This is a genomic window from Streptomyces sp. NPDC086554 (assembly GCF_040686095.1).
Taxonomy (GTDB): domain Bacteria; phylum Actinomycetota; class Actinomycetes; order Streptomycetales; family Streptomycetaceae; genus Streptomyces.
Map to the genome: position 1 here is coordinate 1 of NZ_JBFBJK010000009.1, position 20,228 is coordinate 20,228.

The 20,228-nt window shown below is 68.5% G+C and carries 17 protein-coding genes and 3 pseudogenes; 14 read left to right on the forward strand and 6 right to left on the reverse strand.

Features of this window, described 5'->3' with window-relative positions; genetic code table 11:
* From AB0O76_RS16245 to AB0O76_RS16265, 5 genes and pseudogenes are all read left to right on the forward strand, one after another.
* A pseudogene (locus tag AB0O76_RS16245) lies at nt 1-1,158 on the forward strand (hypothetical protein); the annotation flags it as partial.
* Nucleotides 1,159-1,778: 620 nt separating this feature from the next.
* Nucleotides 1,779-1,943, forward strand: coding sequence for a hypothetical protein (locus AB0O76_RS16250; protein WP_365491530.1), 165 nt, complete (start codon nt 1,779-1,781; stop codon nt 1,941-1,943).
* Nucleotides 1,940-3,052, forward strand: coding sequence for an FAD-dependent oxidoreductase (locus AB0O76_RS16255; protein ID WP_365490712.1), 1,113 nt, complete (start codon nt 1,940-1,942; stop codon nt 3,050-3,052). The genes AB0O76_RS16250 and AB0O76_RS16255 overlap by 4 nt, the downstream gene beginning before the upstream one ends.
* Before the next feature lie 65 nt (nt 3,053-3,117).
* On the forward strand, nt 3,118-4,176 hold the full coding sequence (locus AB0O76_RS16260) for an AMP-binding protein (RefSeq protein ID WP_365491533.1): 1,059 nt from the start codon (nt 3,118-3,120) through the stop codon (nt 4,174-4,176).
* A complete protein-coding gene (locus AB0O76_RS16265) occupies nt 4,176-5,537 on the forward strand; it encodes an aldehyde dehydrogenase family protein (protein ID WP_365490715.1) in 1,362 nt (453 codons plus the stop codon). The genes AB0O76_RS16260 and AB0O76_RS16265 overlap by 1 nt, the downstream gene beginning before the upstream one ends.
* 46 nt (nt 5,538-5,583) lie before the next feature.
* On the opposite strand, the gene AB0O76_RS16270 is transcribed toward AB0O76_RS16265, so the two are convergent.
* Nucleotides 5,584-6,198 (reverse strand): histidine phosphatase family protein, encoded by a 615-nt coding sequence (locus tag AB0O76_RS16270; protein ID WP_365490718.1) that lies wholly within the window; start codon nt 6,196-6,198, stop codon nt 5,584-5,586.
* A 46-nt stretch (nt 6,199-6,244) separates the two neighbouring features.
* Nucleotides 6,245-6,950 (reverse strand): annotated as a pseudogene (locus AB0O76_RS16275) (LLM class flavin-dependent oxidoreductase).
* Between the two features lie 128 nt (nt 6,951-7,078).
* On the opposite strand from AB0O76_RS16275, the gene AB0O76_RS16280 reads away from it, so the two are divergent.
* The 5 genes from AB0O76_RS16280 to AB0O76_RS16300 all read left to right on the forward strand — a co-directional run bounded on the left by AB0O76_RS16280 (nt 7,079) and on the right by AB0O76_RS16300 (nt 12,303).
* Nucleotides 7,079-7,942, forward strand: a complete 864-nt coding sequence (locus AB0O76_RS16280) for an aldo/keto reductase (RefSeq protein ID WP_365490721.1) — start codon at nt 7,079-7,081, stop codon at nt 7,940-7,942.
* A 361-nt stretch (nt 7,943-8,303) separates the two neighbouring features.
* Entirely contained in the window at nt 8,304-9,338 is a 1,035-nt protein-coding gene (locus AB0O76_RS16285; protein ID WP_365490724.1) for a hypothetical protein, read from the forward strand.
* Nucleotides 9,339-9,348: 10 nt separating this feature from the next.
* On the forward strand, nt 9,349-10,887 hold the full coding sequence (locus AB0O76_RS16290) for an amino acid permease (protein WP_365490727.1): 1,539 nt from the start codon (nt 9,349-9,351) through the stop codon (nt 10,885-10,887).
* 55 nt (nt 10,888-10,942) lie between these two features.
* Nucleotides 10,943-11,743 carry a GNAT family N-acetyltransferase gene (locus tag AB0O76_RS16295; protein ID WP_365490730.1) on the forward strand — a complete coding sequence of 267 codons (801 nt, stop codon included), beginning with the start codon at nt 10,943-10,945 and terminating at the stop codon, nt 11,741-11,743.
* A 71-nt stretch (nt 11,744-11,814) separates the two neighbouring features.
* The gene (locus tag AB0O76_RS16300) at nt 11,815-12,303 is read left to right on the forward strand and encodes a zinc-binding dehydrogenase (RefSeq protein WP_365490733.1); all 489 of its coding nucleotides are present in this window, start codon (nt 11,815-11,817) and stop codon (nt 12,301-12,303) included.
* 27 nt (nt 12,304-12,330) lie between these two features.
* Here AB0O76_RS16300 and AB0O76_RS16305 read toward each other — a convergent pair whose 3' ends face one another.
* Nucleotides 12,331-13,248: a LysR substrate-binding domain-containing protein gene (locus tag AB0O76_RS16305; RefSeq protein WP_365490736.1), complete on the reverse strand. Its 918-nt coding sequence runs from the start codon at nt 13,246-13,248 to the stop codon at nt 12,331-12,333.
* Nucleotides 13,249-13,385: 137 nt separating this feature from the next.
* Between AB0O76_RS16305 and AB0O76_RS16310 the strand changes: the two genes are divergently transcribed.
* The 3 genes from AB0O76_RS16310 to AB0O76_RS16320 all read left to right on the forward strand — a co-directional run bounded on the left by AB0O76_RS16310 (nt 13,386) and on the right by AB0O76_RS16320 (nt 15,477).
* A complete protein-coding gene (locus AB0O76_RS16310; protein WP_365490739.1) occupies nt 13,386-14,216 on the forward strand; it encodes an alpha/beta hydrolase in 831 nt (276 codons plus the stop codon).
* A 5-nt stretch (nt 14,217-14,221) separates the two neighbouring features.
* On the forward strand, nt 14,222-14,473 hold the full coding sequence (locus AB0O76_RS16315) for a hypothetical protein (RefSeq protein WP_365490742.1): 252 nt from the start codon (nt 14,222-14,224) through the stop codon (nt 14,471-14,473).
* A 185-nt stretch (nt 14,474-14,658) separates the two neighbouring features.
* Nucleotides 14,659-15,477: a methyltransferase domain-containing protein gene (locus AB0O76_RS16320; RefSeq protein WP_365490745.1), complete on the forward strand. Its 819-nt coding sequence runs from the start codon at nt 14,659-14,661 to the stop codon at nt 15,475-15,477.
* A gap of 377 nt (nt 15,478-15,854) precedes the next feature.
* Here the strand turns inward: AB0O76_RS16320 and AB0O76_RS16325 are convergent, their stop codons facing one another.
* Nucleotides 15,855-17,030: a magnesium and cobalt transport protein CorA gene (locus AB0O76_RS16325; RefSeq protein WP_365490748.1), complete on the reverse strand. Its 1,176-nt coding sequence runs from the start codon at nt 17,028-17,030 to the stop codon at nt 15,855-15,857.
* A gap of 168 nt (nt 17,031-17,198) precedes the next feature.
* Between AB0O76_RS16325 and AB0O76_RS16330 the strand changes: the two genes are divergently transcribed.
* Entirely contained in the window at nt 17,199-18,398 is a 1,200-nt protein-coding gene (locus AB0O76_RS16330) for a winged helix DNA-binding domain-containing protein (RefSeq protein WP_365490751.1), read from the forward strand.
* 138 nt (nt 18,399-18,536) lie between these two features.
* Here AB0O76_RS16330 and AB0O76_RS16335 read toward each other — a convergent pair whose 3' ends face one another.
* Together AB0O76_RS16335 and AB0O76_RS16340 are read right to left on the reverse strand one after the other, a co-directional pair.
* Entirely contained in the window at nt 18,537-19,346 is an 810-nt protein-coding gene (locus AB0O76_RS16335) for a VOC family protein (protein WP_365491536.1), read from the reverse strand.
* A 53-nt stretch (nt 19,347-19,399) separates the two neighbouring features.
* Nucleotides 19,400-20,224: pseudogene (locus tag AB0O76_RS16340) on the reverse strand (methylmalonyl-CoA mutase family protein); the annotation flags it as partial.
* Nucleotides 20,225-20,228 lie beyond the last annotated feature (4 nt).

The following is a 20,228-nucleotide window of genomic DNA, read 5'->3' on the forward strand; positions in this document are numbered from 1 at the left end:
GCGGAAGTTCAACCCCCGCGAGAAAGGCAGAAAGCACCTCCGGAGCCCCGGACACCGCAGCCATCCGCGACACCGGCGATGCAGAGCTGCAGACTTGCCTATGCCCTGCCGGTCGCCGTGCTGTCCGCTCTGCTCACACTGGCCTACGACAACAGACTGGACGACGCCCAGCGCTGGTGCGCAAGGCTCGGGCCGGAGGCGGAAGCACATCGGGCCGTGGCCTGGGTGGCCCTGCTTGCGGCGGTCGAGGGGATGGTGGCGCTGCGCAGGGGCGACCTGGTCGATGCCGAGCGGCATACTCGCCGAGCCCTGACCGTGATGCCTCCGCACAACTGGGGTGCGGCCGTCGGTCTGCCGCTGTCCTGTCTCGTCCACGCCACCACGGCCATGGGCAGAACGAGCGATGCGGAGGTGCTCATAAAGGAGGCACTTCCCGAGGCTCATCAGAACGCATTCTGGTTACATTTCTTACACGCCCGCGGTCGCTTCTACATCGCCATCAACCGGCCGTACGCCGCGCTGGCGGATCTCCAAGAATGCGGCACCCTCCTCGTGAATTCTCGCCTCGACCGCCCCAACTTCATCCCCTGGCGGAGCGACCTGGCCGAGACGTGGCTGATTCTCCAGGACCCGCTCAGCGCCAGAGCCGTCCTCGAGGAGCAGTTGACGCTGACGAACGTCGAGGACGAGCGAGTGCACGGTTGTTCCCTGCGCATCATGGCCGCCACATTGGACCTTCCGGACCGGGCGTCCATGCTGAGGGACGCGGTGACGGTTCTCTTCAGAGCCGGGGATCAGCTCGAGTTGGCCATCGCGCTCGCCGATGCCAGCGACGTCGAACTGGAGTACGGCCGGTTCGCCGAATTCAGGCTCAGCGCACATCAGGCGAAGCGCATGGCCAAGTTCTGCGGTGCCGAACCGCTCTACTGGCGGCTGCAGAGAATCGGTGACGCGGAGAAACAGGACGATGCTCCGACCCCTCAGAAGAACCCCCCTGGCTTCACCGTGCTCAGCGAGGCCGAGCGCAAGGTCGCGGCACTGGCGGCGCAGGGGCGGAGCCCGGCCGCTCCGCAGACCCTCACTGCGTCGTGCGGGCCGTCAGGCCTGGCCGGAGCCGGTCGCGGGCGGCGCGCTGGGGTGGGGCGGCCGCGACGATAGGGGGGTGATTAGGGGTGGGGCCGAGCTTGATCGCCGGTACGTTGAGGCTTGATCGCAGGGAGTTGCCGAACAGGTCAACTGAGCGAAGGGGAAAGCCTTGACTGAAACGTTTTCCGGACGGCACGTCGAGATCGCCTGGCCCGACCTGGGTATCACCGTGACCGCGGAACTCGACGGTCGCAACGCTGAACTCGCCGACGCGCTGTGGGAGTCTTTGCCCTACCAAAGCCTGCAGGGACACGCGCTGGTGGCGGGAGAGCATCTATATCACGCGGCACCGATACCGTCGCTGCTGCATCTGTCCGCGTCCACGCGGATCCCGGATCGACGCGATGCGCCCAATGGGACCGTATTCTGCTCCGCGTTACAGCATTTAGGCATCAAGTACGGCGAGTTGACCGAACCGATGCCGGCCTCCCCGGTGGGCCAGATCCGGCAGGAGGACATGCCCGCACTCCTGGAGGCCGGGCAGGCGATCTGGGATTCGGTCTATTCGACGAAGAAGCCGATCCTGGCAGAGGTCCGCAAGGCGGGAGCCGAAGGCGGCCACCGTATACCGCAATTGACCGCCGCGAATCTACTGCGGCCTGGAGCAGCTGTGGAGCTTCACTCAGCGCTTCCTGTCCTGCCTCGACCGGCTCGATCGCGACGACTTCCTGAGTGTGGTGAGCCAACTGGCCCTCTACGTCAACTGCTTGGGCGGCTGGAATCTGCACCTGTACCCGTGGGACTCCGGAGATCACCTGCGCCAACTGCGTCCCAGTGAACCGGTCCGCCAGTCGTGAGCCGGCTCCCCGAACGCGCGGACGCCGTCGTCATCGGCGGGGGTGTCATCGGCAACTCGACAGCGTGCCAACTCGCCGAATCAGGCGTAGATACCGTCCTGTTGGAGCGTGGCGCGCTCGGATCGGGATCGTCCGGGACCACTGCGGGCGTTGTGCGTACCTACTTTCCCGGCAACGCTCTCATCAGCAGCCTCGCCGTCCGGAGCCTGGCGGCTTACCACGCCTTCACCGAACGGACCGGAAACGACCTCGGCTTGAAGCGTATCGGCCTGCTCGTGCTGTTCACCGACGAACAGCAGGTGCAGGAATTCCGGGACACTCGAACTGCCCAGCAGGCAGCCGGAGTTGAGGTCGAACTCGTGACGGCGGCTGAAGCGGCGCGGCTCAACCCGCTGGTCGACGAGCGAACCATCCTGGCGGCAGCCTGGTCGCCCGAGGCCTACGCCTGCGATCCCGCCGCGATCGTGCGTGGCTATGCCACGGCCGCCCAACAGGCCGGCGCCGTCCTGCACACGGAAACACCCGTCACCGGCATCGACCCGGACGGGCGGGTCCACACGCCCGCGGGCAGCATCCGCGCCGACACCGTCGTCTGCGCGGCAGGCCCCTGGGCGGGAACGGTCGCCGCCCTGGCCGACGTACGCATTCCTGTGACCACGTACCCCGTCGACATGCTCCTGACCGACACCCCCGCCGGCGCCCCGCGCGACGCGCTGCCGATGACCATGCACCCATCCAGCCTGCGGATCCGAAGCTGGGGAGACCGCATCCTCGTCGGGATGGGCCGCCCCGCTCCGGACGAGACCCGACAGGCCTGGCTGCAACGGGTGTCACACCACCTCGGCACGGCCTTCCCGGCCCTCGCCGGCAGCGGCATCGAGCACGGGTGGAGCGGAGACCTCGATGTCAGTCCGGACGGGATGGCTTTCATCGGCCGCGATGATTCCCGCCCGTTCCTCTATGCGGCTGGATTCTCCGGTCAGGGACTGTGCCAAGCGCCTGCCGCCGGAGAGATCATCCGAGACCTCGTGCTCGGCAAGGAATCCTGGATCGACACGGCCGGTCTCTCCACCGCCCGCTGCCTCAGTGGTTCGGCCGAGACCGCGTAGGAAAGAAGATCGCGGAGACGGTGCGCCGGGCCGGTATCTGTTCCATTCTTTCGAGAGGAAAATCCATGGTTGAGCACACTGGCGGAGAGTTCGTTCGGGAGATGATGCGGTGGCACTTCAGTCCGGAGACCGGGTCACCGTTCTGGCTGAAGCGGGCCGAGGACCTCGACTTCGATCCGCTGACCGATGTCCGGGACTTCGACGATCTGGGCTTGTTCCCCAATGTGGTGGACGAGCTGCGCGATGTCGGCGTCCGTGACCTGATTCCCCGTGGCTATGGCGACGAGCACGGTGCGGCCGTCTACGAAAGCGGCGGTACCACAGGGCAGCCCAAGCGAGTGGCGTACAGCGCGGAGTGGCATCGGCGCAGCGTCGAATGGTTCAGCGAGCGACTGGATGCTCACGGCGTACCCCGAAATGTCGGCTGGCTCAGTGCGGTTCCCACCGGGCCGCACAATGTCGGAGCGATGGCGATCGACACCGCGATGCTTCGGGGCGGGCTGAACTTCAGCATCGATCTGGACCCGCGATGGGTGAAGAAGCTGATCGCGCAGAGCCGCATGGACATGGTCGAGGCCTACACCGATCACCTCGTCGAACAGGTCGGCCACATCCTGGCCGGCCAGGACGTGGGCGTCCTCTTCGCCACCCCGCCGATGCTGGAGCGCCTCGCGCAGGACGACGATCTGGTCGAGCTGGTGAACCGGAAGGTTCGCGCGATCATCTGGGGCGGTACACATCTGGACGCCGACACCCGGGACCTGCTGCGCGACGAGGTGTTCGGAAGCGCCAAGTTCGTCGGCGGGTACGGCGGCACGATGATGCTGGGGACATCGGTGGAGCGCCCCGGCCTAGGTGCCGACGAGCCGTGCGTATTCGACTCCTTCGCTCCGTACACCACATTCCGGGTGATCGACCCCGACACCGGCAAGGTCGTTCCGTACGGCGAGCGCGGGCAGATAGTCGTGCATCACCTGAGCCGAAGTGCCTTGCTGGTCAACAACATCGAGCGGGACTACGCAACCCGGATCGCACCGTTGGACGGCGGCTTCGGTGATGCGGTCGCGGACGTCGCCCCCGTGGCGTCCTTCGGCGATACGAAGGTGATCGAGGGCGTGTACTGATGTTGCCCCTGGACGTTCTCGGCCCCGGCGGCCCCTATCGGTCCCGGCGCCAGGAGACCATTCGCGATCTTGCCGGAGACGAGGTCGCGACACTCAGCCTCGCACCCTCGCTCTACATCCCCCGCGCGATAAAGGCTCTGCGCCGAGCGCCGGTGTTACCCGTCGACTCACGGATCGCGGCGTTCGCGGAGGCGGGCCGGGCTTTCGCCACGCAGTCGATCGCGGGACTGACGCCGCAGGAATATCAGCAAACCGTCAGCGCGGTCACCGGAATACCGATCACGGTGGTGCGCAATGCCACCGATGACATCGCGCGGGCCGCCGAGCTGATCCACCACACCGTGGAGAACGCGCGACCGGCCGCTGCGGTCGGCTCGTGGCGCGATCCACGGGCTCGGGGCGGTGCGGCGGTGTGGACCCGGCGCGGTGAGGTGTTCGCCGTCCATGCGGCGGGCAACCACCCTGCGGTGCACCAGGGTTGGTTCGATGCCCTCGCGCTCGGCTATCGCGTTGCCGTGCGTCCCTCCCGTCGTGAGCCGTTCACCCCGCATCGGCTGGTCACTGCCCTGCGCGAGGCCGGTTTCGGCGACGACGGAATCGCGTTCCTGCCCACCGACCACCATGTGGCCGACGACATCCTCCGGCACGCCGACCTCGGAATGGTGTACGGCGGCGCGGATGTCGTGGGCAAATACGCGGGCGACGGACGCATCCTGCCGCAGGGCCCCGGGCGCTCCAAGATTCTCATCACCGCCGAAACCGACTGGGAGCCGATCGTCGACACCATCGTGGAGTCGATCAGCAGTGGTGGGGGCGTCGGCTGCGTCAACGCCACCGGCGTACTGGTCGAGGGCGACCCTTCCCCCGTGGCCGCGGCGATCGCCGAACGCCTCGCCGCGCTGCCCAGCCTGCCCCCGACGGACGAACGCGCGGTCCTGCCCGTGATGCCCATCGATCCCGCCCGTCGGTGGGACGCGTATCTGCGGCAGCGGGCAGCGGGCACCAAGGCGTGGCTCGGCGGTGACAGCATCGTCGGCGATCTCGGCGATGGTTCCGCGGCGCTCCGGCCGGCGGTGCACCAGCTCGACAGCCCGTTCGCCGAACAGCTCGGGATGGAATTGGGCTTCCCCTGTGCGTGGGTTGCACCGTGGGACCGCGACGCAGGGATCCGGCCGCTGCGCGACACCCTCGTCCTCACTGCCGTCACCACCGACGAGGACCTGATCGACGCATTGGTGGCCGAGCCGACCATCGCCAATGTGTACGTCGGTGACCATCCGACTCCGTGGATGGAGCACGGGCTGCCGCACGACGGCTACCTCGCTGAATTCCTCATGCGTACCAAGACGATTCGACGTTGACCGACGAGGGCGCTGTGCCGGGCAGCGCCCTCGTCGGCTGCCGAGGTCAGCGCTGGTCCGCGAGGTGCGACGTGTCGTTCAGCGATTGCACCGACGCGGTCCCGTCCCCGTCATAGGCCACGGCCGACAGCGATGCCGCCGACAGCTCCATCCGGAACAGCGACTCGGGCGGCGCGCCGAGCGCCAGCCGAACCAGCGTCCGCAACACCCCGACATGCGAAACGACCAACACCGTCTGCCCCGCGTACCGTGCCAGGAGCCGGTCCCGCGAGAGCGCGGCCCGGCGCGCAACCGCGGTGAAGGTCTCCCCGGTTCCGCCCGGCACCGCCGCCGGAGAGGCGCGCCACGCCGCGAGTTCGTCCGGGTAGCGCTCGCCCACCTCGGCGAACGTAAGCCCCTCCCAGACACCGAAATCCGCTTCGGTGAGCCCTTCGTCGACTTGGACGTCCAGGCCGAGCCGTCGTGCCGCCGCCTCGGCCGTCTGCTGGGCTCGGCGCAGCGGTGAGGACACCACCGCCTGCACCGCGCCGCGTTCCTTGAGCATCCTCGCGGCGGCCTCGGCCTGCCGCTGCCCGGTCTCCGACAACGCCGGATCGGAGCCGCCGCTGCCGGACAACCGCTTCTCCGGTGTCAATGGCGTCTCACCGTGGCGCAGCAGCATGAGGGTGGTTCTGGAGCCGATGGGAATTCGGGTCACCCCTTTCGATTCAGCGGAGCGCGGAGATGACCGGCGCGAAGTTCTCCATGTTGTATTCCATTACCGTGAAGTAGGTGAAGCCGTAGCGTTCGCGGCGTTCCTTGATCTGTTGCGCCATATCCGCGGGGGTTCCGGTCAACACGCTGGGCACCTCCTCGGGGCGGTGCTCGGCGTCGGGCGGCTGCGGCGCGAACCTGTCAGGCAGTGCGGTGCGTTCGGCGGGCGGAATCACCTCCTGCACCAGGAGATTCAGCAATCAGCAGGGGTGGTCCGGACGGCTGGGCCGGACTCGGCTGATATTCGGTGTCCGCAAACAGACGGCGCAACGTGGTGACAGTCTGTTCCAGTTGTTCGACGCGCTTTCCGCCGCTGGGGAACGGTATCCCCGCGGTGTCGAACTCGGCCTTCACATAGCCTGCGCCGAGCCCGATTTCCATGCGCCCGTCGACGAATTGGTCGGTGCTCGCCACGTCACGCGCGAGAAGGACGGGGTTGTAGAACGGTGTGTTCAACACGAATGTGGTCAGCCGTACCCGTTCGGTCGCTTCGGCCGCGAGCACTATTGCTGGAAACGGCGCGGGGAATCCCAGGTGATCGGCTACTCCGACTACATCGAAACCGAGTTCCTCGGCTCTGCGGCACTTCGCGATCCACTCGCGTCGCGATTCGGAAGCGAACATGTTGACACCGAAGCGGAAGGGGCGATGTAAAGGCATTGAGTTCGTATATCACATGGTGATTCTTCCGTTCAAGACTATCCAACTCCCGCCCATCACAAGGGAGTTCGGCCTACAATGAGCACCGCCGTTACTACACAGTTCCCAATTGGAAAGAGATGGGCTATATGAACACGTCCCGTCCGGCAGACACGTCCGGCACCTTCGCCCTTGGCGGAGACCTGATAGTCAACCGTCTCGGCTACGGCGCCATGCAACTCACCGGCCCCGGCATCTGGGGCGAGCCCAAAGACCCGGACGAAGCGGTACGTGTGCTGCGCCGAGCAGTCGAGTTGGGCATCAACTTCATTGACACGGCCGACTCTTACGGCCCGTTCGTCAGCGAGCAGCTCATCCGCAAGGCCCTTCATCCCTATGCCGACGACCTGGTCATCGCCACCAAGGGCGGGCTGACCCGACCCGGCCCCGACGATTGGCGTCCCATGGGCCGGCCCGAGTACCTGCGCCAGCAGGCCGAGCTGAGCCTGCGTCACCTCGGCGTCGAACGTATCGACCTCTACCAGCTGCATCGTATCGACGAACAGGTGCCGCTCGCCGAGCAGTTGGGAGAGCTCGTCCTGCTCAAGCAAGAGGGAAAAATCCGCCACATCGGCATCTCCGAAGTGACCGTCCAGCAGCTCAAGGAGGCGTGCGCTCTCGCGGACATCGTCTCCGTGCAGAACCTCTACAACCTCGCCAACCGGAGCGCTGAGGACGTCCTCAAATACGCCGAGAGCCAGAGCATCGCCTTCATCCCCTGGTTCCCCCTGGCCACCGGCGAGCTCGCCCGCACCGGCGGACCGCTCGACGCCGCCGCCAAGCGGCATGGCGCAAGTCCCTCCCAGCTCGCCCTTGCCTGGCTGTTGCAGCGCTCCCCGGTCATCCTCCCCATCCCCGGCACCGCCCGGACCGCCCACCTGGAGCAGAACACCCAGGCTGCCTCCATCACCCTCACCGACGACGAGTGCGAGGCCCTCGCCGCCGCGGTCTGACTCAGGTCCGGTCACGGATGGCGACGCTCGCCCTCCGCATGGCCGAAACCTGCATCTGAGCAACCAAACAATCTAGGGATTCTCTGGTCATGCGCCTCTCCAGGCACTTAAGTTCCTGTCAGGCACTCGCTACCGGGCAAGAGCGAAAGCCCGGGCAAGAGCGAAAGCCGCCGGCAGGGTTATGCGCCAGCGGTCGTCTCCGCCCTGCCCGTCGGCCCACGCCGCTGTCCTTTGCGCGACCGTGCCACCCCGTCCCAACTGCCCCGAGGGTCCTTCTGCCGATGCCCGCCAGTGCACACCGTTCGGTGTCGTGCTCACACCACCCGGCGGGCCGCGCCCCGGCCGGCCGAGGGGGGCGCTGATGGAGAGTTCGAACCCGGCCGGCCGGGCGAACCCGGTCGGCCGGGACGCAGACCTCTATGCGGCAGTGCAGGACATTCAGGCGGGTTACTGGATGCAGATGCGGCAGGTCCTTGCCCGAACGGGCACCTGGCCGCAGTGGACATCCCGTACTCAGGTCCTTGGGGTTGTCGCAGCTCAGGCCAACGTTGTGGAGTTATGGCTGAAGGAGGAGCCGGAGAGCCTCGCTGCCCGGGTGATGTACGCCAGAGTCGCCACCGAACGGGTGCTGCAGGCCCACCGGAGGCACTGGGCGCGTGACTACCGGCGGGCAGGGGACCTGGAGAAGCTGGTGGCCCGGGCCCGGGAGGCGTGCCGCAAGGCGGGCGAGGGGAATCCCGACGACTCGGTGCCCTGGATCTGTCGCCTGGCCCTGGCCGAAACGGACGTGACAGGGCGCTACCCGGAGCATCACGTGGCTCCGCCAGCCCATGAGTATCTGCTGCCCGGCGGGCCATGGGGCCTGCTGGGGGAAGTGCACCGGCGAGATCCGTTCAACCGCGAGGCATGGCATCGCATGTCCCAGGCGCTCCAGGCCCGCCCGGGGCCGGCGGGCCGCCAGGCAGTCGCGACGGATTTCGCCCGTTGGACGGTCTCCTTCGCGCCGCCCGACTCGCCCCTGCTTCTGCTGCCCCTCTACGCCCGTGTGCAGGAGCACCGGGAGCGAAGGGACAGAGGCGCCGAGGTCATGCTGAACCTCCTGTGGACCAGGGAGGACACCACCCGGGCCGTCACGCAGGCATTCGAGGGCTGGTTCCAGAAGTGCGATCCGGCCACCAGTTCCCAGCTGGATCTGAACCACCTCGCATACGCCTTGGCGAGGGGCGGCTTCGCCCGGTGGGCCACCGAAGTCTTCGATGCCATCGGCGACTTCGCCACTCCTGCCCCGTGGCAGTACGACGCCCGGTACCCCGAGGAGCAGTGGCGGAAGGCATTCGAGGAGGACCGCGTCGCCTGCCTGAGATCCCACCCGCGGCATACGGGAGAACACCCATGACGGAGAACCAATGACTTCAGTAAGAACATCACGAACAACATCACGCCAGCAGCCGAACCCGGTCGACGACGACGGGGAGGACGCGCGCATCCTCCAGTCGCTGGGCTACACCCAGCAACTGCACCGCCGGATGGGGGCTTTCGGCAATTTTTCGGCCTCCCTGTCGGTCATCTCGATCATGTCGGGGACCTTGCTGCTTTTCGGCTACGGCCTGAACTCGGGAGGCCCCGCGGTGATCACGTGGGGGTGGCTCGCCGTCGGGCCGCTGGTGTTGTGCCTGGCCGCGTCCCTGGCGGAGATCACCTCCCGCTACCCCACCAGCGGCGGCCTGTACTACATGGCCCGCCAGCTCGGAGGCGAGCGGTGGAGCTGGTACACGGGCTGGCTCAACCTCCTGGGCCTGCTCGGCGGAATCGCCGCCCAGGACTACGGCATAGCGACGTTCACCGCCGCGTGGATGAACCTGCAGTTCGGCTACACGCCGACCCCGGAGTCCCTGCTGCTCCTGTACGCGGTCATCCTCGCGCTGCACGCGGTCCTGAACCTCTTCGGCACCCGGCTGATGAACATCTTGACGTCCCTGAGCGCGTGGTGGCACCTGGCAGGGGCCGTCGTCATCATCGGCTCCCTGGCACTCGTGCCCTCCCACCACCAGTCGGCCGGCTTCGTCTTCTCCGAGTTCACCAACAACACCGGCTGGAGCGCCCCGGTATACGTGATCCTCCTTGGCATGCTGCTTCCGGTCTTCGCCCTGGCCGGCTACGACACCTCGGCCCACCTGAGCGAGGAGACCAACCATGCCTCCGTCGCCGCGGCTCGCGGAGTCTTCCGCTCGGTGGCGGTGTCCTGGATCGCCGGCGGCATCCTGCTGCTCACACTGCTGTTCGCCATCCAGGACTACACCACGACCCTGTCAGGACCGACCGGCGTACCAGTGGCGCAGATCCTTCTGGACGCGCTGGGCATGGCGGCGGCCAAGGCCCTGCTCCTTGTGATCATCGTGGCCCAGTTCCTGTGCGGCTACACCGTGACCGCCAGCGCCAGCCGGATGATCTACGCCTTCGCCCGGGACGGTGCCCTGCCCGGATCGACGCGCTGGAAGAAGGTCAGCCGCCGCACCGCCATCCCCGCCAACGCGGTCTGGCTCGCGGTCGCCGTGGCGTTCGTGCTCGCGCTGCCGTCCTTGTATTCCCCAACGGCGTTCTCGGCGGTGACCGCCATCTCGGCCGTCGGATTCACCTCGGCCTACGCCATCCCGGTGCTGCTGCGACTGCTCCACCGCGACCGATTCACCCCAGGGCCCTGGCACCTGGGCCGCTGGAGCCGGCCGATCGGCTGGGTGGCGGTGGTGTGGGCGGCCGCGGTCACCGTGCTGTTCCTGCTGCCGCAGAGCAGCCCGATCACCGCCACCACCTTCAACTACACCCCCGTCGCCGTAGTGGTGGCCTTCCTCATAGCCGCCCTGTGGCGGCGCTTCGGACGCGACTCCTACCACGTGCCTCGCTCCGGTTCCCCCACCGAGGACAAACAGTTCGAAGGCATCATCTGATGACGGTGACACTGCAACACCACCCTCAACACCCTCAACTACCCATGGGAGTACGGTGACTGGCCTCACGGAGTCCATCGAATCGGCGCAGCAGCTCGCTGTGGCCTGGCGGGCCATGGTGCTCGACCGCGACGCGGACGCGGATGTGCGCGACCTCCCCGGCATCGCCGTCCGCTGGGCCGACTGCCGATTCTCGTTCTTCAACTGCATCGCTCTGACCGACGCAGGAGCAGGAGCCGATCTCGTCGCACAACGCCTGAGCCAGGCGGCGGACATCATGCGCGCGAAGAAACACCCGGGCTTCCTGTGGCTCTTCGAGGACCTCCTCGACGACGAGGCTCGCACCGCGCTGGCCACGGCGGCCGAGCAGGCAGGCCTGCAGTACGCCTTCCCCGGCACGGGAATGGCCGGAGACCTGCTGCCCGTCCCCGACCCGGTCCACCCCGACCTGACGTTCGTGCGTGTGCGCACCGACGAGCACTTGCGGGCCTACGCGGACCTCCAATCACGCGCCTACGGGTTCCCCTTGGAGGAAGGCCGCGACGGCCTGGTCGGATCCGCGCGCTGGAAGAGCGAGGTGTACGCCTACCTGGGCATGCGAGGCGACGTTCCGGTGGCGTGCGCCGCGACGGTCGAAGCGCAAGGCCGCCTCTTCGTCTCCTTCGTCGCCACCGACCCGCAGTGGCAGCGCAGGGGCTATGGCGAGGCGGTCACGCGCAAGGCGCTGCACGAGGGCGCCCGAGCCACCGGGCTGACCCGCGCCACTTTGCACGCGACAGTCGCCGGGGCCCCCGTATACCCGCGTATCGGTTTCACGCCGAACTCACCCATCCACTTCTACTACCTGAAGGAGTGAGCCAACGAGGTCGGCCCACGATCCGGGCGAACATCTTCAGCATGTGCCGGACCCGGTGGCGGAGTCTCGTCGTGCAGCTGGCCCGAGAGTTCGGGGCGGGACGGATCATCGCCACGGCATCGTCCGACGAGAAGCGCGCCACGGCCCTCGAACTCGGCGCGGACGCGGCGATCGACGGTGCTGCGGAGGGCTACCGGGAGCGGGTCCTCGACGCCCATCACGGGCGCCCGGTCGACGTCATCCTGGACGCCGTCGGCGGCCCCGTCCTCGACTCCGCCCTGGACGCACTCGGGTATCTCGGCCGGCTGGTGACGTACGGCGCCTCGTCCCGGCAGACAGCCTCCGCGATTGCGCCGAGCCGACTCGCGGTGGACAGCATCACCGTCGCCGGTTTCTGGCTCATCCCGCTCATCGCCCGGCACGGGGCCGGTGGTGCGGCGCTGGAGGAGTTGCTCGACCTCACGGCGCGGCGTCGCCTGTGGCCGCTGGTCGGCGCAGAGTACGACCTCGCGCGGGCCCGCGATGCGCATGAGGACATGCTCGGCCGCCGCACGAGGTGACTGCCTGCCGGCCCGGGACATGGCACCTCAGCGGTTATACGAGAGGTCGGGGCCGGCGCCGTCAGCCCCGGCGGCGCGGCAGGCGTCGAGGAGAGGGGCCAGACGGCGCGCGGGGGTGGCGGGGTGGACGGCCAGGAAGGTTTCGGCGGTCAGGCCGGGCGGGGCGAAGGGGCGGAAGGCGGCGCGGCCGGTCTGCAGGAACCGTGCCTGGGCGGCGTAGAAGACGGTCCAGCTCGGCTTGCCGGTCGCGATGGCGGCGAGGGTGTCCTGGTCGGTGGTGAAGGCGGGGCCGAGGACGGGTTCGAACCCGGTGTTCCGGCATGCTTCGATGACCAGGTCGACGAGTTGCGGGTTGGTCTCGCGGGGGACGATGCGCAGCGGGAGGTGGGCGAGGTCGGCAAGGGGCACCGTGGTGCGGGCGGCCAGAGGGTGGGTGGCGGGGAGCGCTGCCACGAGGGGGTCCTGCCAGACGGGGATGAGGTCCAGGCCGGGGCTGTGCGTCAGTCCGCGTACGAAGGCCGCGTCCAGTTCGCCGTCGCGTACGGCCTGTAGCCGGGCGGTGGATGCGGCACTCACCAGTTCCACGGTCAGTTTCGGGGAGCGGTCCGCGAGGGTCGTGAGGACGTGTTCGAGGCGCGCTCCGAGACCGACGCTGGTGCCGACGCGCAGCACTGTGGCCGCCATGGTCCGAAGGCCGTCCAACGCGTGGAGTGCCGCTTGCTCGGAGGCCAGGATGGTGCGGGCGTGCGGCAGGAAGGCGGCGCCGGCGGCGGTGAGGGTGACCTGGCGTGTGGTGCGGTCGAACAGGTCAAGCCCGAGTTCGCGTTCAAGCCGCCGGATCTGCTGGCTGACGGTCGGCTGAACGATGTGCATCCGCGCGGCGGCCCGGCCGAAGTGCAGTTCTTCGGCGACCGCCACGAAGTAGCGGACCTGACGCAGTTCCATTCCACCCCTGCCCCGGATTCATCACGGTTCTTGATCAGTGTACGAGCGGACTGCGTCTTGGTCGGGACGCGTCACCGCGGTGAACTGGCCCTGCTCAACACCGCGGCCGAACGGAGCGGTGCGGACGAGAGAGGGGCATGACGATGCCGTACGCCAAGACGAACGGGATCCGGCTGTACTACACGGACGGTGGGACCGGAGCGCCGGTGCTGTTCCTGCACGGTTGGGGCACCAGCGGCCGGGTCTGGGACGCCCAGGTCGCCGATCTGGCCGCCGACCACCGCGTGGTGACTGTGGACTGGCGGGGTTGCGGCCGAACCGACCATCCGGCCGCCGGGAACACCATCGCCGCCAACGCCGCCGACATTCTGGGGCTGATGGACGTACTGGCTCTGGATCGGCCCCTGCTGGTGGGCAACTCGATGGGGGCGGCCTTCGCTCTGGAGGCGGCACTCCAGTCGCCGGAGCGGGTGGCCGGCGTGGTGTCGATCGACGGGCCCGGCTACTGGCCGAGCCAGGGCATGTCCGACACCCTGCCCTCGCTGCGGACGGCGCTCTCCGTCGATCGCACCGAGACTCTGGCCGATTGGGTCCCGCAGTGGTTCGGCCCGGCGGCGGATCCGGACCTGGCGCGGCAGACGGTGCGACGGATCCTTCAATCCGGCCCGTTCATCAACGAGTTGTTCGCCGACCTCGCGGTCTACGACCCGCGCGAGGCACTCGGCCGGCTGATGGTGCCCGCGGTCTTCGCACACGGCCGACTCGATTCCCAGGTCCCCCTGGAGGTCTCCCGGACGCTGGCCGAGCTGGCCCCGTACGGCGAGTTCCACGTGATCGAAGAGGCGGGACACATGCCGCATCAGGAACAGCCCGCCGTGGTCAACGCCCTGATCCGCGCCGTGCTCGCCCGCCTGGCCACCGAAGCGGCCCCGTCCGCCTCAACTTCCTGCAACGCATATGCGGCATAGCCACGTTGACGAAGCAGTACGCCGTCGCTTCTGGGGGCGGCAGCAGCCACCGGCTCGATCTGTCGGCCATGGTGCTGCTCAAGGAGACCGTGGCGGAAGCGGACATCACCGTCGACGGCACCGGACTGCTCTGCGTAACGCTCCTCATACGACTACGGGCCGCAATCGCCCAAGCCAAGCCAAGCCGAGTGCCGTCGTACATGTCATCGCGACCGACCCGGCTGCTCCGCTCGACTTGCCGGCCTGGTGCCATATGACAGGCCATCACTATCTCGGACCCGTCCTCGACGACAAGGACAGCAGTGTTTACGCGCTCAGGCTCTCCGCCGACGCACGCCGGAGCGTTGATGCGCGGCGTCCCTCCGTGATCGGTTTGCGCCTGGTGGAAATCGGGCGTCGCGTGTGCGGAACCAACTGATGTGGAAAAGGAGTTGATCGGGCCATGGCGCGGGACACGCGGGACATCTCCGGCAAGGGATACCTCCTGGACAATCGGCAGGCCGAGGCGGGGGAGCGGTTCACCGCGCTGTCGGCGCTCTTCGATCCGTCGACATTCCGGCACTTCGAGACGGTCGGGGTCGACGAGGGGTGGCGGTGCTGGGAGGTCGGGGCCGGTGGGCCCAGCGTGCCGGCCTGGCTGGCCGAGCGCGTCGGCCCGGCGGGGCACGTGGTGGCCACCGACATCGACACCTCCTGGATGCGGGAGACAGCAGACTTCGAGGTACTGCGCCACGACGTGGCGGCCGAGGCGCCCCCGGCCGGGGGGCCGTTCGACCTGATCCACGCCCGCCTCGTACTGGTCCACGTCGCCGACCGCGACAAGGCCCTGCGGTCGATGGTCGAGGCGCTTCGCCCCGGCGGGTGGCTGGTGCTTGAGGATGGCGACCCGGCGTTGCAGCCGCTGATCTACCCCGACGAGTACGGGCCCGAGCAGGAACTGGCCAACAGGCTGCGCCGGGGCTGCCGTGAGCTGCTGCGGCAGCGCGGCGCGGATCTGGCATACGGGCGCAAGCTGCCGCGGCTGCTGCGCGAGGCAGGGCTGGCCGACGTCGAAGCCGATGCCTACTTCCCGATCACCTCGCCTGAGTGCACCGTGCTGGAGGAGGCCACCGTCCGCCAGGTCCGCGCCAAGCTCGTTGCTGCGGGGTTGGCCACGGACGAGGAGATCGACCGCCACCTGGCCAACATCGCCGCGGGCGGCCTCGACCTGGGCACCGCGCCGATGATCTCCGCCTGGGGCCGCCGCCCGCGGGACTTTTAGGTTGACGCAACACGCGGGAGGACATGTCGCTGCAGCGTCGGCGCAGGTCACGGAACCCCCAGGACACCTTCGTGCAGTCACATGCGTCTTGGGCTGCAGCAGTCTCGTCAAGCAGACAACCTCGCCAGCGCGTGAGGAACGTGAGGCTCTTGCGGCGAACACGCAGGGAGTACGTCTTCCTCCCCCCAGCGCACCACTGATGCTCCAGCCGCCGCTCGTGGCCATGCTCGTGAATCTCGCAGCCACAGTCCAGCGTGGCTCGACCACTCGCCGGGCCCATGTGGCCGTTCAGTCAACACTCACCGAGACTGCGTACGTAGCTGGTCCCCAGGGCCGCCCATTCTCCCCAGATTCTCCCCAGAGGGCTCGACAGAGCCCTACAGCCAGTCCCGCCGCTTGAAGATGAAGTACAGGCTCACGCAGACCATGGCCATCAGCAGGATCGCGAAGGGATACCCGGCCGCCCATTTCAGCTCGGGCATCGTCTCGAAGTTCATGCCGTAGATGGTTCCCACCAGCGTCGGTGCGAACAGGATCGCCGCCCAGGACGAGATCTTCTTGATCTCCTCGTTCTGCTCGAACCCCGCCTCCGCCAGCGCCCTCATCTCCGCGTTCTGCTGCTGGGTCACCAGCGTCGCGTTGACCGTGAGGATGTCCGTCAGGGCCTGGCGGAAGCCGTCGACGCGTTCGCTGGTGTGGGTGACGTGGTCGGCCACGTCGCGCAGGTAGCGCTGGAGTTCCTCGTCCGTGCCGTACTTGGCGAACCCCGCCATCAGGGCGTGCAGCATGGACACCAGGGGGCGGGTGGCGCGCTGGAACTCGACCATTTCGCGGGAGAGTTCGTAGATGCGGCGGGATGCCTCGGGGTCGCCGCCGAAGACGTCGGTCTCGATCTCGTCGATGTCGTTCTGGACGCCGGCCACGACCGGGGCGTAGCCGTCGACGACCGCGTCCAGGATCGCGTAGAGCACTGCCTCCGGGCCGAGCTTGAGGAGATCGGGGGTCTCCTCCATGCGGCGGCGGACCGCCGAGAGGTTGGGGGCCGCGCCGTGGCGGACCGTGATGACGAAGTCGGGGCCCACGAAGACGTGGAGTTCGCCGAAGTCGACCTCCTCGGGGGCGTCCAGGTAGCGGGCCGCGCGCAGGACCACGAAGAGCGTGGCGCCGTACCGCTCCAGCTTCGGGCGCTGATGGGCCTCCATCGCGTCCTCGACGGCGAGCTCATGGAGGTCGAACTCGGCCGCCAGGGAGAGGAGTTCCGCCTCGGTGGGGCGGGCGAGACCGATCCAGGCCATGCCGTCCTGCTGCTCGCGGAGCTCGCGGAAGGTATCGGCGAGGGAGGCGGGCGTCGCGACGCGGACGCCGTCCCGATAGAGCGCCGCATGCACCACGCTCGCGGCGTCCGGTGATGTCGCGCCCGTCGGGGCGGCGGACGCGACATCACCGGAGTTCCCGTTCCCGTTCCCGGTCGCCGGCGCCGCATCGCCCTGGGAGGCGCGCCGCCAGCCGTGCTTCCTGGTGGTCGGTGCGGGCCGGGCGCGGCGCTCCGCCATGCTGGGTGCCTCCCATGTCGAACGTATGTCTAGATGGCCTCGGAGCAGGATATACGGCTCAAAAGGAACGGGTATGGCGACGACGCGCCCGCGCCGTCGACAGCCCGCCGTCGGGCGTGACCGAGTTGCGGACCGTGGGTGTCCGCAAGGGCCGCTAGCGTGCGGAACATGACAAAGACGAGGGCGAGTTCAAGTTCGGGTTCGAAGAAGGCGGCGTCCTCCGGGGGTGCCGCCCCGGTGCTTGGGGCGCGTTCGCTCAATCGGGCCACGCTCGAGCGGCAGCTCCTTCTGCGCCGCTCGGCCGATCTTTCCGTCAAGGACGCCGTGGCTCATCTGCTCGGCCTGCAGGCGCAGAACGTCAAGCCGCCCTACTACGCCCTCGCGGCGCGCCTCGAGGACTTCGACCCGCTGGAGCTCTCCGCGCTCATGGAGGCGCGGGAGGCGGTCCGCATCGTCACCATGCGCTCCACCATCCATCTGCACACCGCGGAAGACGCCCTCGCCCTGCGGCCGATGATGCAGCCCGCGCTCGAACGCGAGATGGCGACGGTGTTCAGGAGGGGGCTGGTCGGTGTCGACCTGGAGGAGCTCGCCGTGCTCGCCCGCGAGGCCGTCGAGGCGGAGCCCCGCACGATGAAACAGCTGCGCGAGGTACTGCTCGTCCGGTGGCCCGACGCCGATCCGCAGTCCCTCGCGGTCGCCGCCCGGTGCGTGCTGCCGCTCGTCCAGGTCACTCCGCGCGGGCTGTGGCGGCGCAGCGGTCAGGTCGCGCTCACCACGCTCGAGCACTGGCTGGGCGGTGGTGCGGGGGAGCGGCGGACCGTGCCGGGCGGTGCGTCGGGTCCCACGGTGGACGCCACTGTCCTTCGCTATCTCGCGGCCTTCGGGCCCGCCTCCGTCAAGGACATGCAGACCTGGGCCCGGCTCACCCGCCTCCGGGAGGTCTTCGAGCGGCTCCGGCCCGAGCTGCGTACGTTCCGTGACGAGAACGGGGTCGAACTCTTCGACCTGCCCGACGCACCGCGGCCCGACGCGGACACGCCGGCTCCGCCGCGGTTCCTTCCCGAGTACGACAACCTTCTGCTCTCGCACGCGGACCGGGCCCGGGTCGTACCCGCCGAGTACAAGGGGCGTACCTGGAAGGGGAACTTCGCGTACTGCGTCTTCCTGCTCGACGGGTTTCTCGGTGGGGTGTGGCGGTTGGAGGAGGACGCGAAGGGCGGGGCCGCCGTGCTGACCATCGAGCCGTTCGGGCGGGTGAGCCGGTCGGAGCGGGAGGAGTTGGTGGGGGAGGGGGAGCGGATGCTGGGGCTGCTCGGGGCGGCGGGGTCTTCCTCCTGTGACATCCGCTTCGGGGCTGTGCTGTGACAAGCGGGCTTTCGTCCTCAGGGAGCCTTGAGGGAGCCTTGCGGGAGCCCTCAGAGAGCAAGCGGGTCTGCCTGGCGGAAGGCCACAGCGGCGCCGAGAGCCGCGTCGGACGGCACGAAGATGCCGCCCGACGGCGTCTCACGCAGCGGAAGTCCGTTGCGGTGCAGCAGGCTGCGGGTCAGGGAGAGGTCGCGTACGCCGACGGTGTAGCCGACGAACGCCGGCAGCGCGGCAGGGCCGCTCGCCCGGCAGGAGCGTGTCGAGTCCGGAGGCAGGTACGAGCGTCAGGGCGGCGCCGTACAGGTCGATGACCCGTCCTGGTCCGTCCTGCCGTGCCGTCCGATCGAGGTACGTCTCGTAGCGCTCCTGAAACGTGTCCACTTCCTGATCGGCGACGCAGAGCACGACCTCGACGAGATCGACGGCGCCGTTGGGATGGTCGAGGTGCCGGGCGTTCTGGATGTCCGGGTCCAGATCGGCGGCGATCCCGAGCCGGCCCTCCGCGACCGAGCCCGGCCTGTCGTCGGGGTCACCGCCACTGATTTCCAGGTAGCGGACGGTCGCCGCTGACTTTCGGGCGCCGGGCGGCGTGGCACATCGGACGGTGTTGACCCCGCCGTGGCGTACGCCCGCGTCGGACAATTGGCGGGCGGCGGCGTCGATTTGAGGGGAGGAGAACATGAGGATGTGCAGTCCCTCGAAGCGCTTCAGGCTCGCCGCCACGTTCGCGCTCGTCTCCCTGATCCGCTCCACCGGCTGCGGCAGCACGTCGGCCGACGCCTCCAGTGGTACGACGTGCGCGTCGGTCGGCAGGCGATCGGTGGCGCCGTCCTGTATCGAGGCCACGAGTTCGAGGAAGGAGCGCGGGAAGTCGGCGTGGGTGTTGCCGGTGCCGAACGGTTCGGGCGCGCCGCCCTCGTGGAGCGGTATGGCCGGACAGCTCGGAATTCATCGCAGAGGTGTGATAAGTCGACCATGGCCCGGGCGAGTCGACTCCGCTGTCAGAGGACTGTCGGTGAGTAGATGCCCCAGGCGTCACGCAGGATGTCGCAGACCTCTCCGACCGTGCAGCCCACGCGCAGGGCCTCCTTCATGGGATACAGGACGTTGTCCTCGCCTTCGGCGGCCTTGCGCAGGTCGGTGAGGGTCGTGTCCACATACTCGCCCACCCGCCATGCACGCAACTTGGCGAGGCGTTCGGCCTGTTGGGCCTCGATCGCGGGGTCGACGCGCAGTGGCTCGTACGGCTCGTCCTCATCGAGCCGGAAGCGGTTGACGCCGACCACCACCCTCTCCCCGGCGTCGGTCTCCTGGGCGATGCGGTAGGCGTTGCGTTCGATCTCGTCCTTCTGCAGGCCGCCCTCGATGGCGGCAACGGCCCCGCCCGCATCCTGGACCTTGGCCATGAGCTCCGTGATCGCGCTCTCCAGGTCGTCGGTCATCCTCTCGACCGCGTAGGAGCCGGCGAAGGGGTCGACGGTCGCGGTCACATCCGTCTCGTACGCCAGGACCTGCTGGGTGCGCAGCGCCAGGCGGGCGGATGTGGCGGTGGGCAGGGCGATGGCCTCGTCGAAGGAGTTGGTGTGCAGGGACTGAGTGCCGCCCAGGACGGCCGCCAGGCCTTGGACCGCCACCCGGACCAGGTTGACCTCGGGCTGCTGCGCGGTGAGCTGGACGCCCGCGGTCTGGGTGTGGAAGCGCAGCATCATCGACTTGGGGTTCCGCGCGCCGAACTCCTCCCTCATGATCCGGGCCCAGATCCGACGCGCGGCGCGGAACTTGGCGACCTCCTCCAGGATCGTCGTACGGGCCACGAAGAAGAAGGACCGC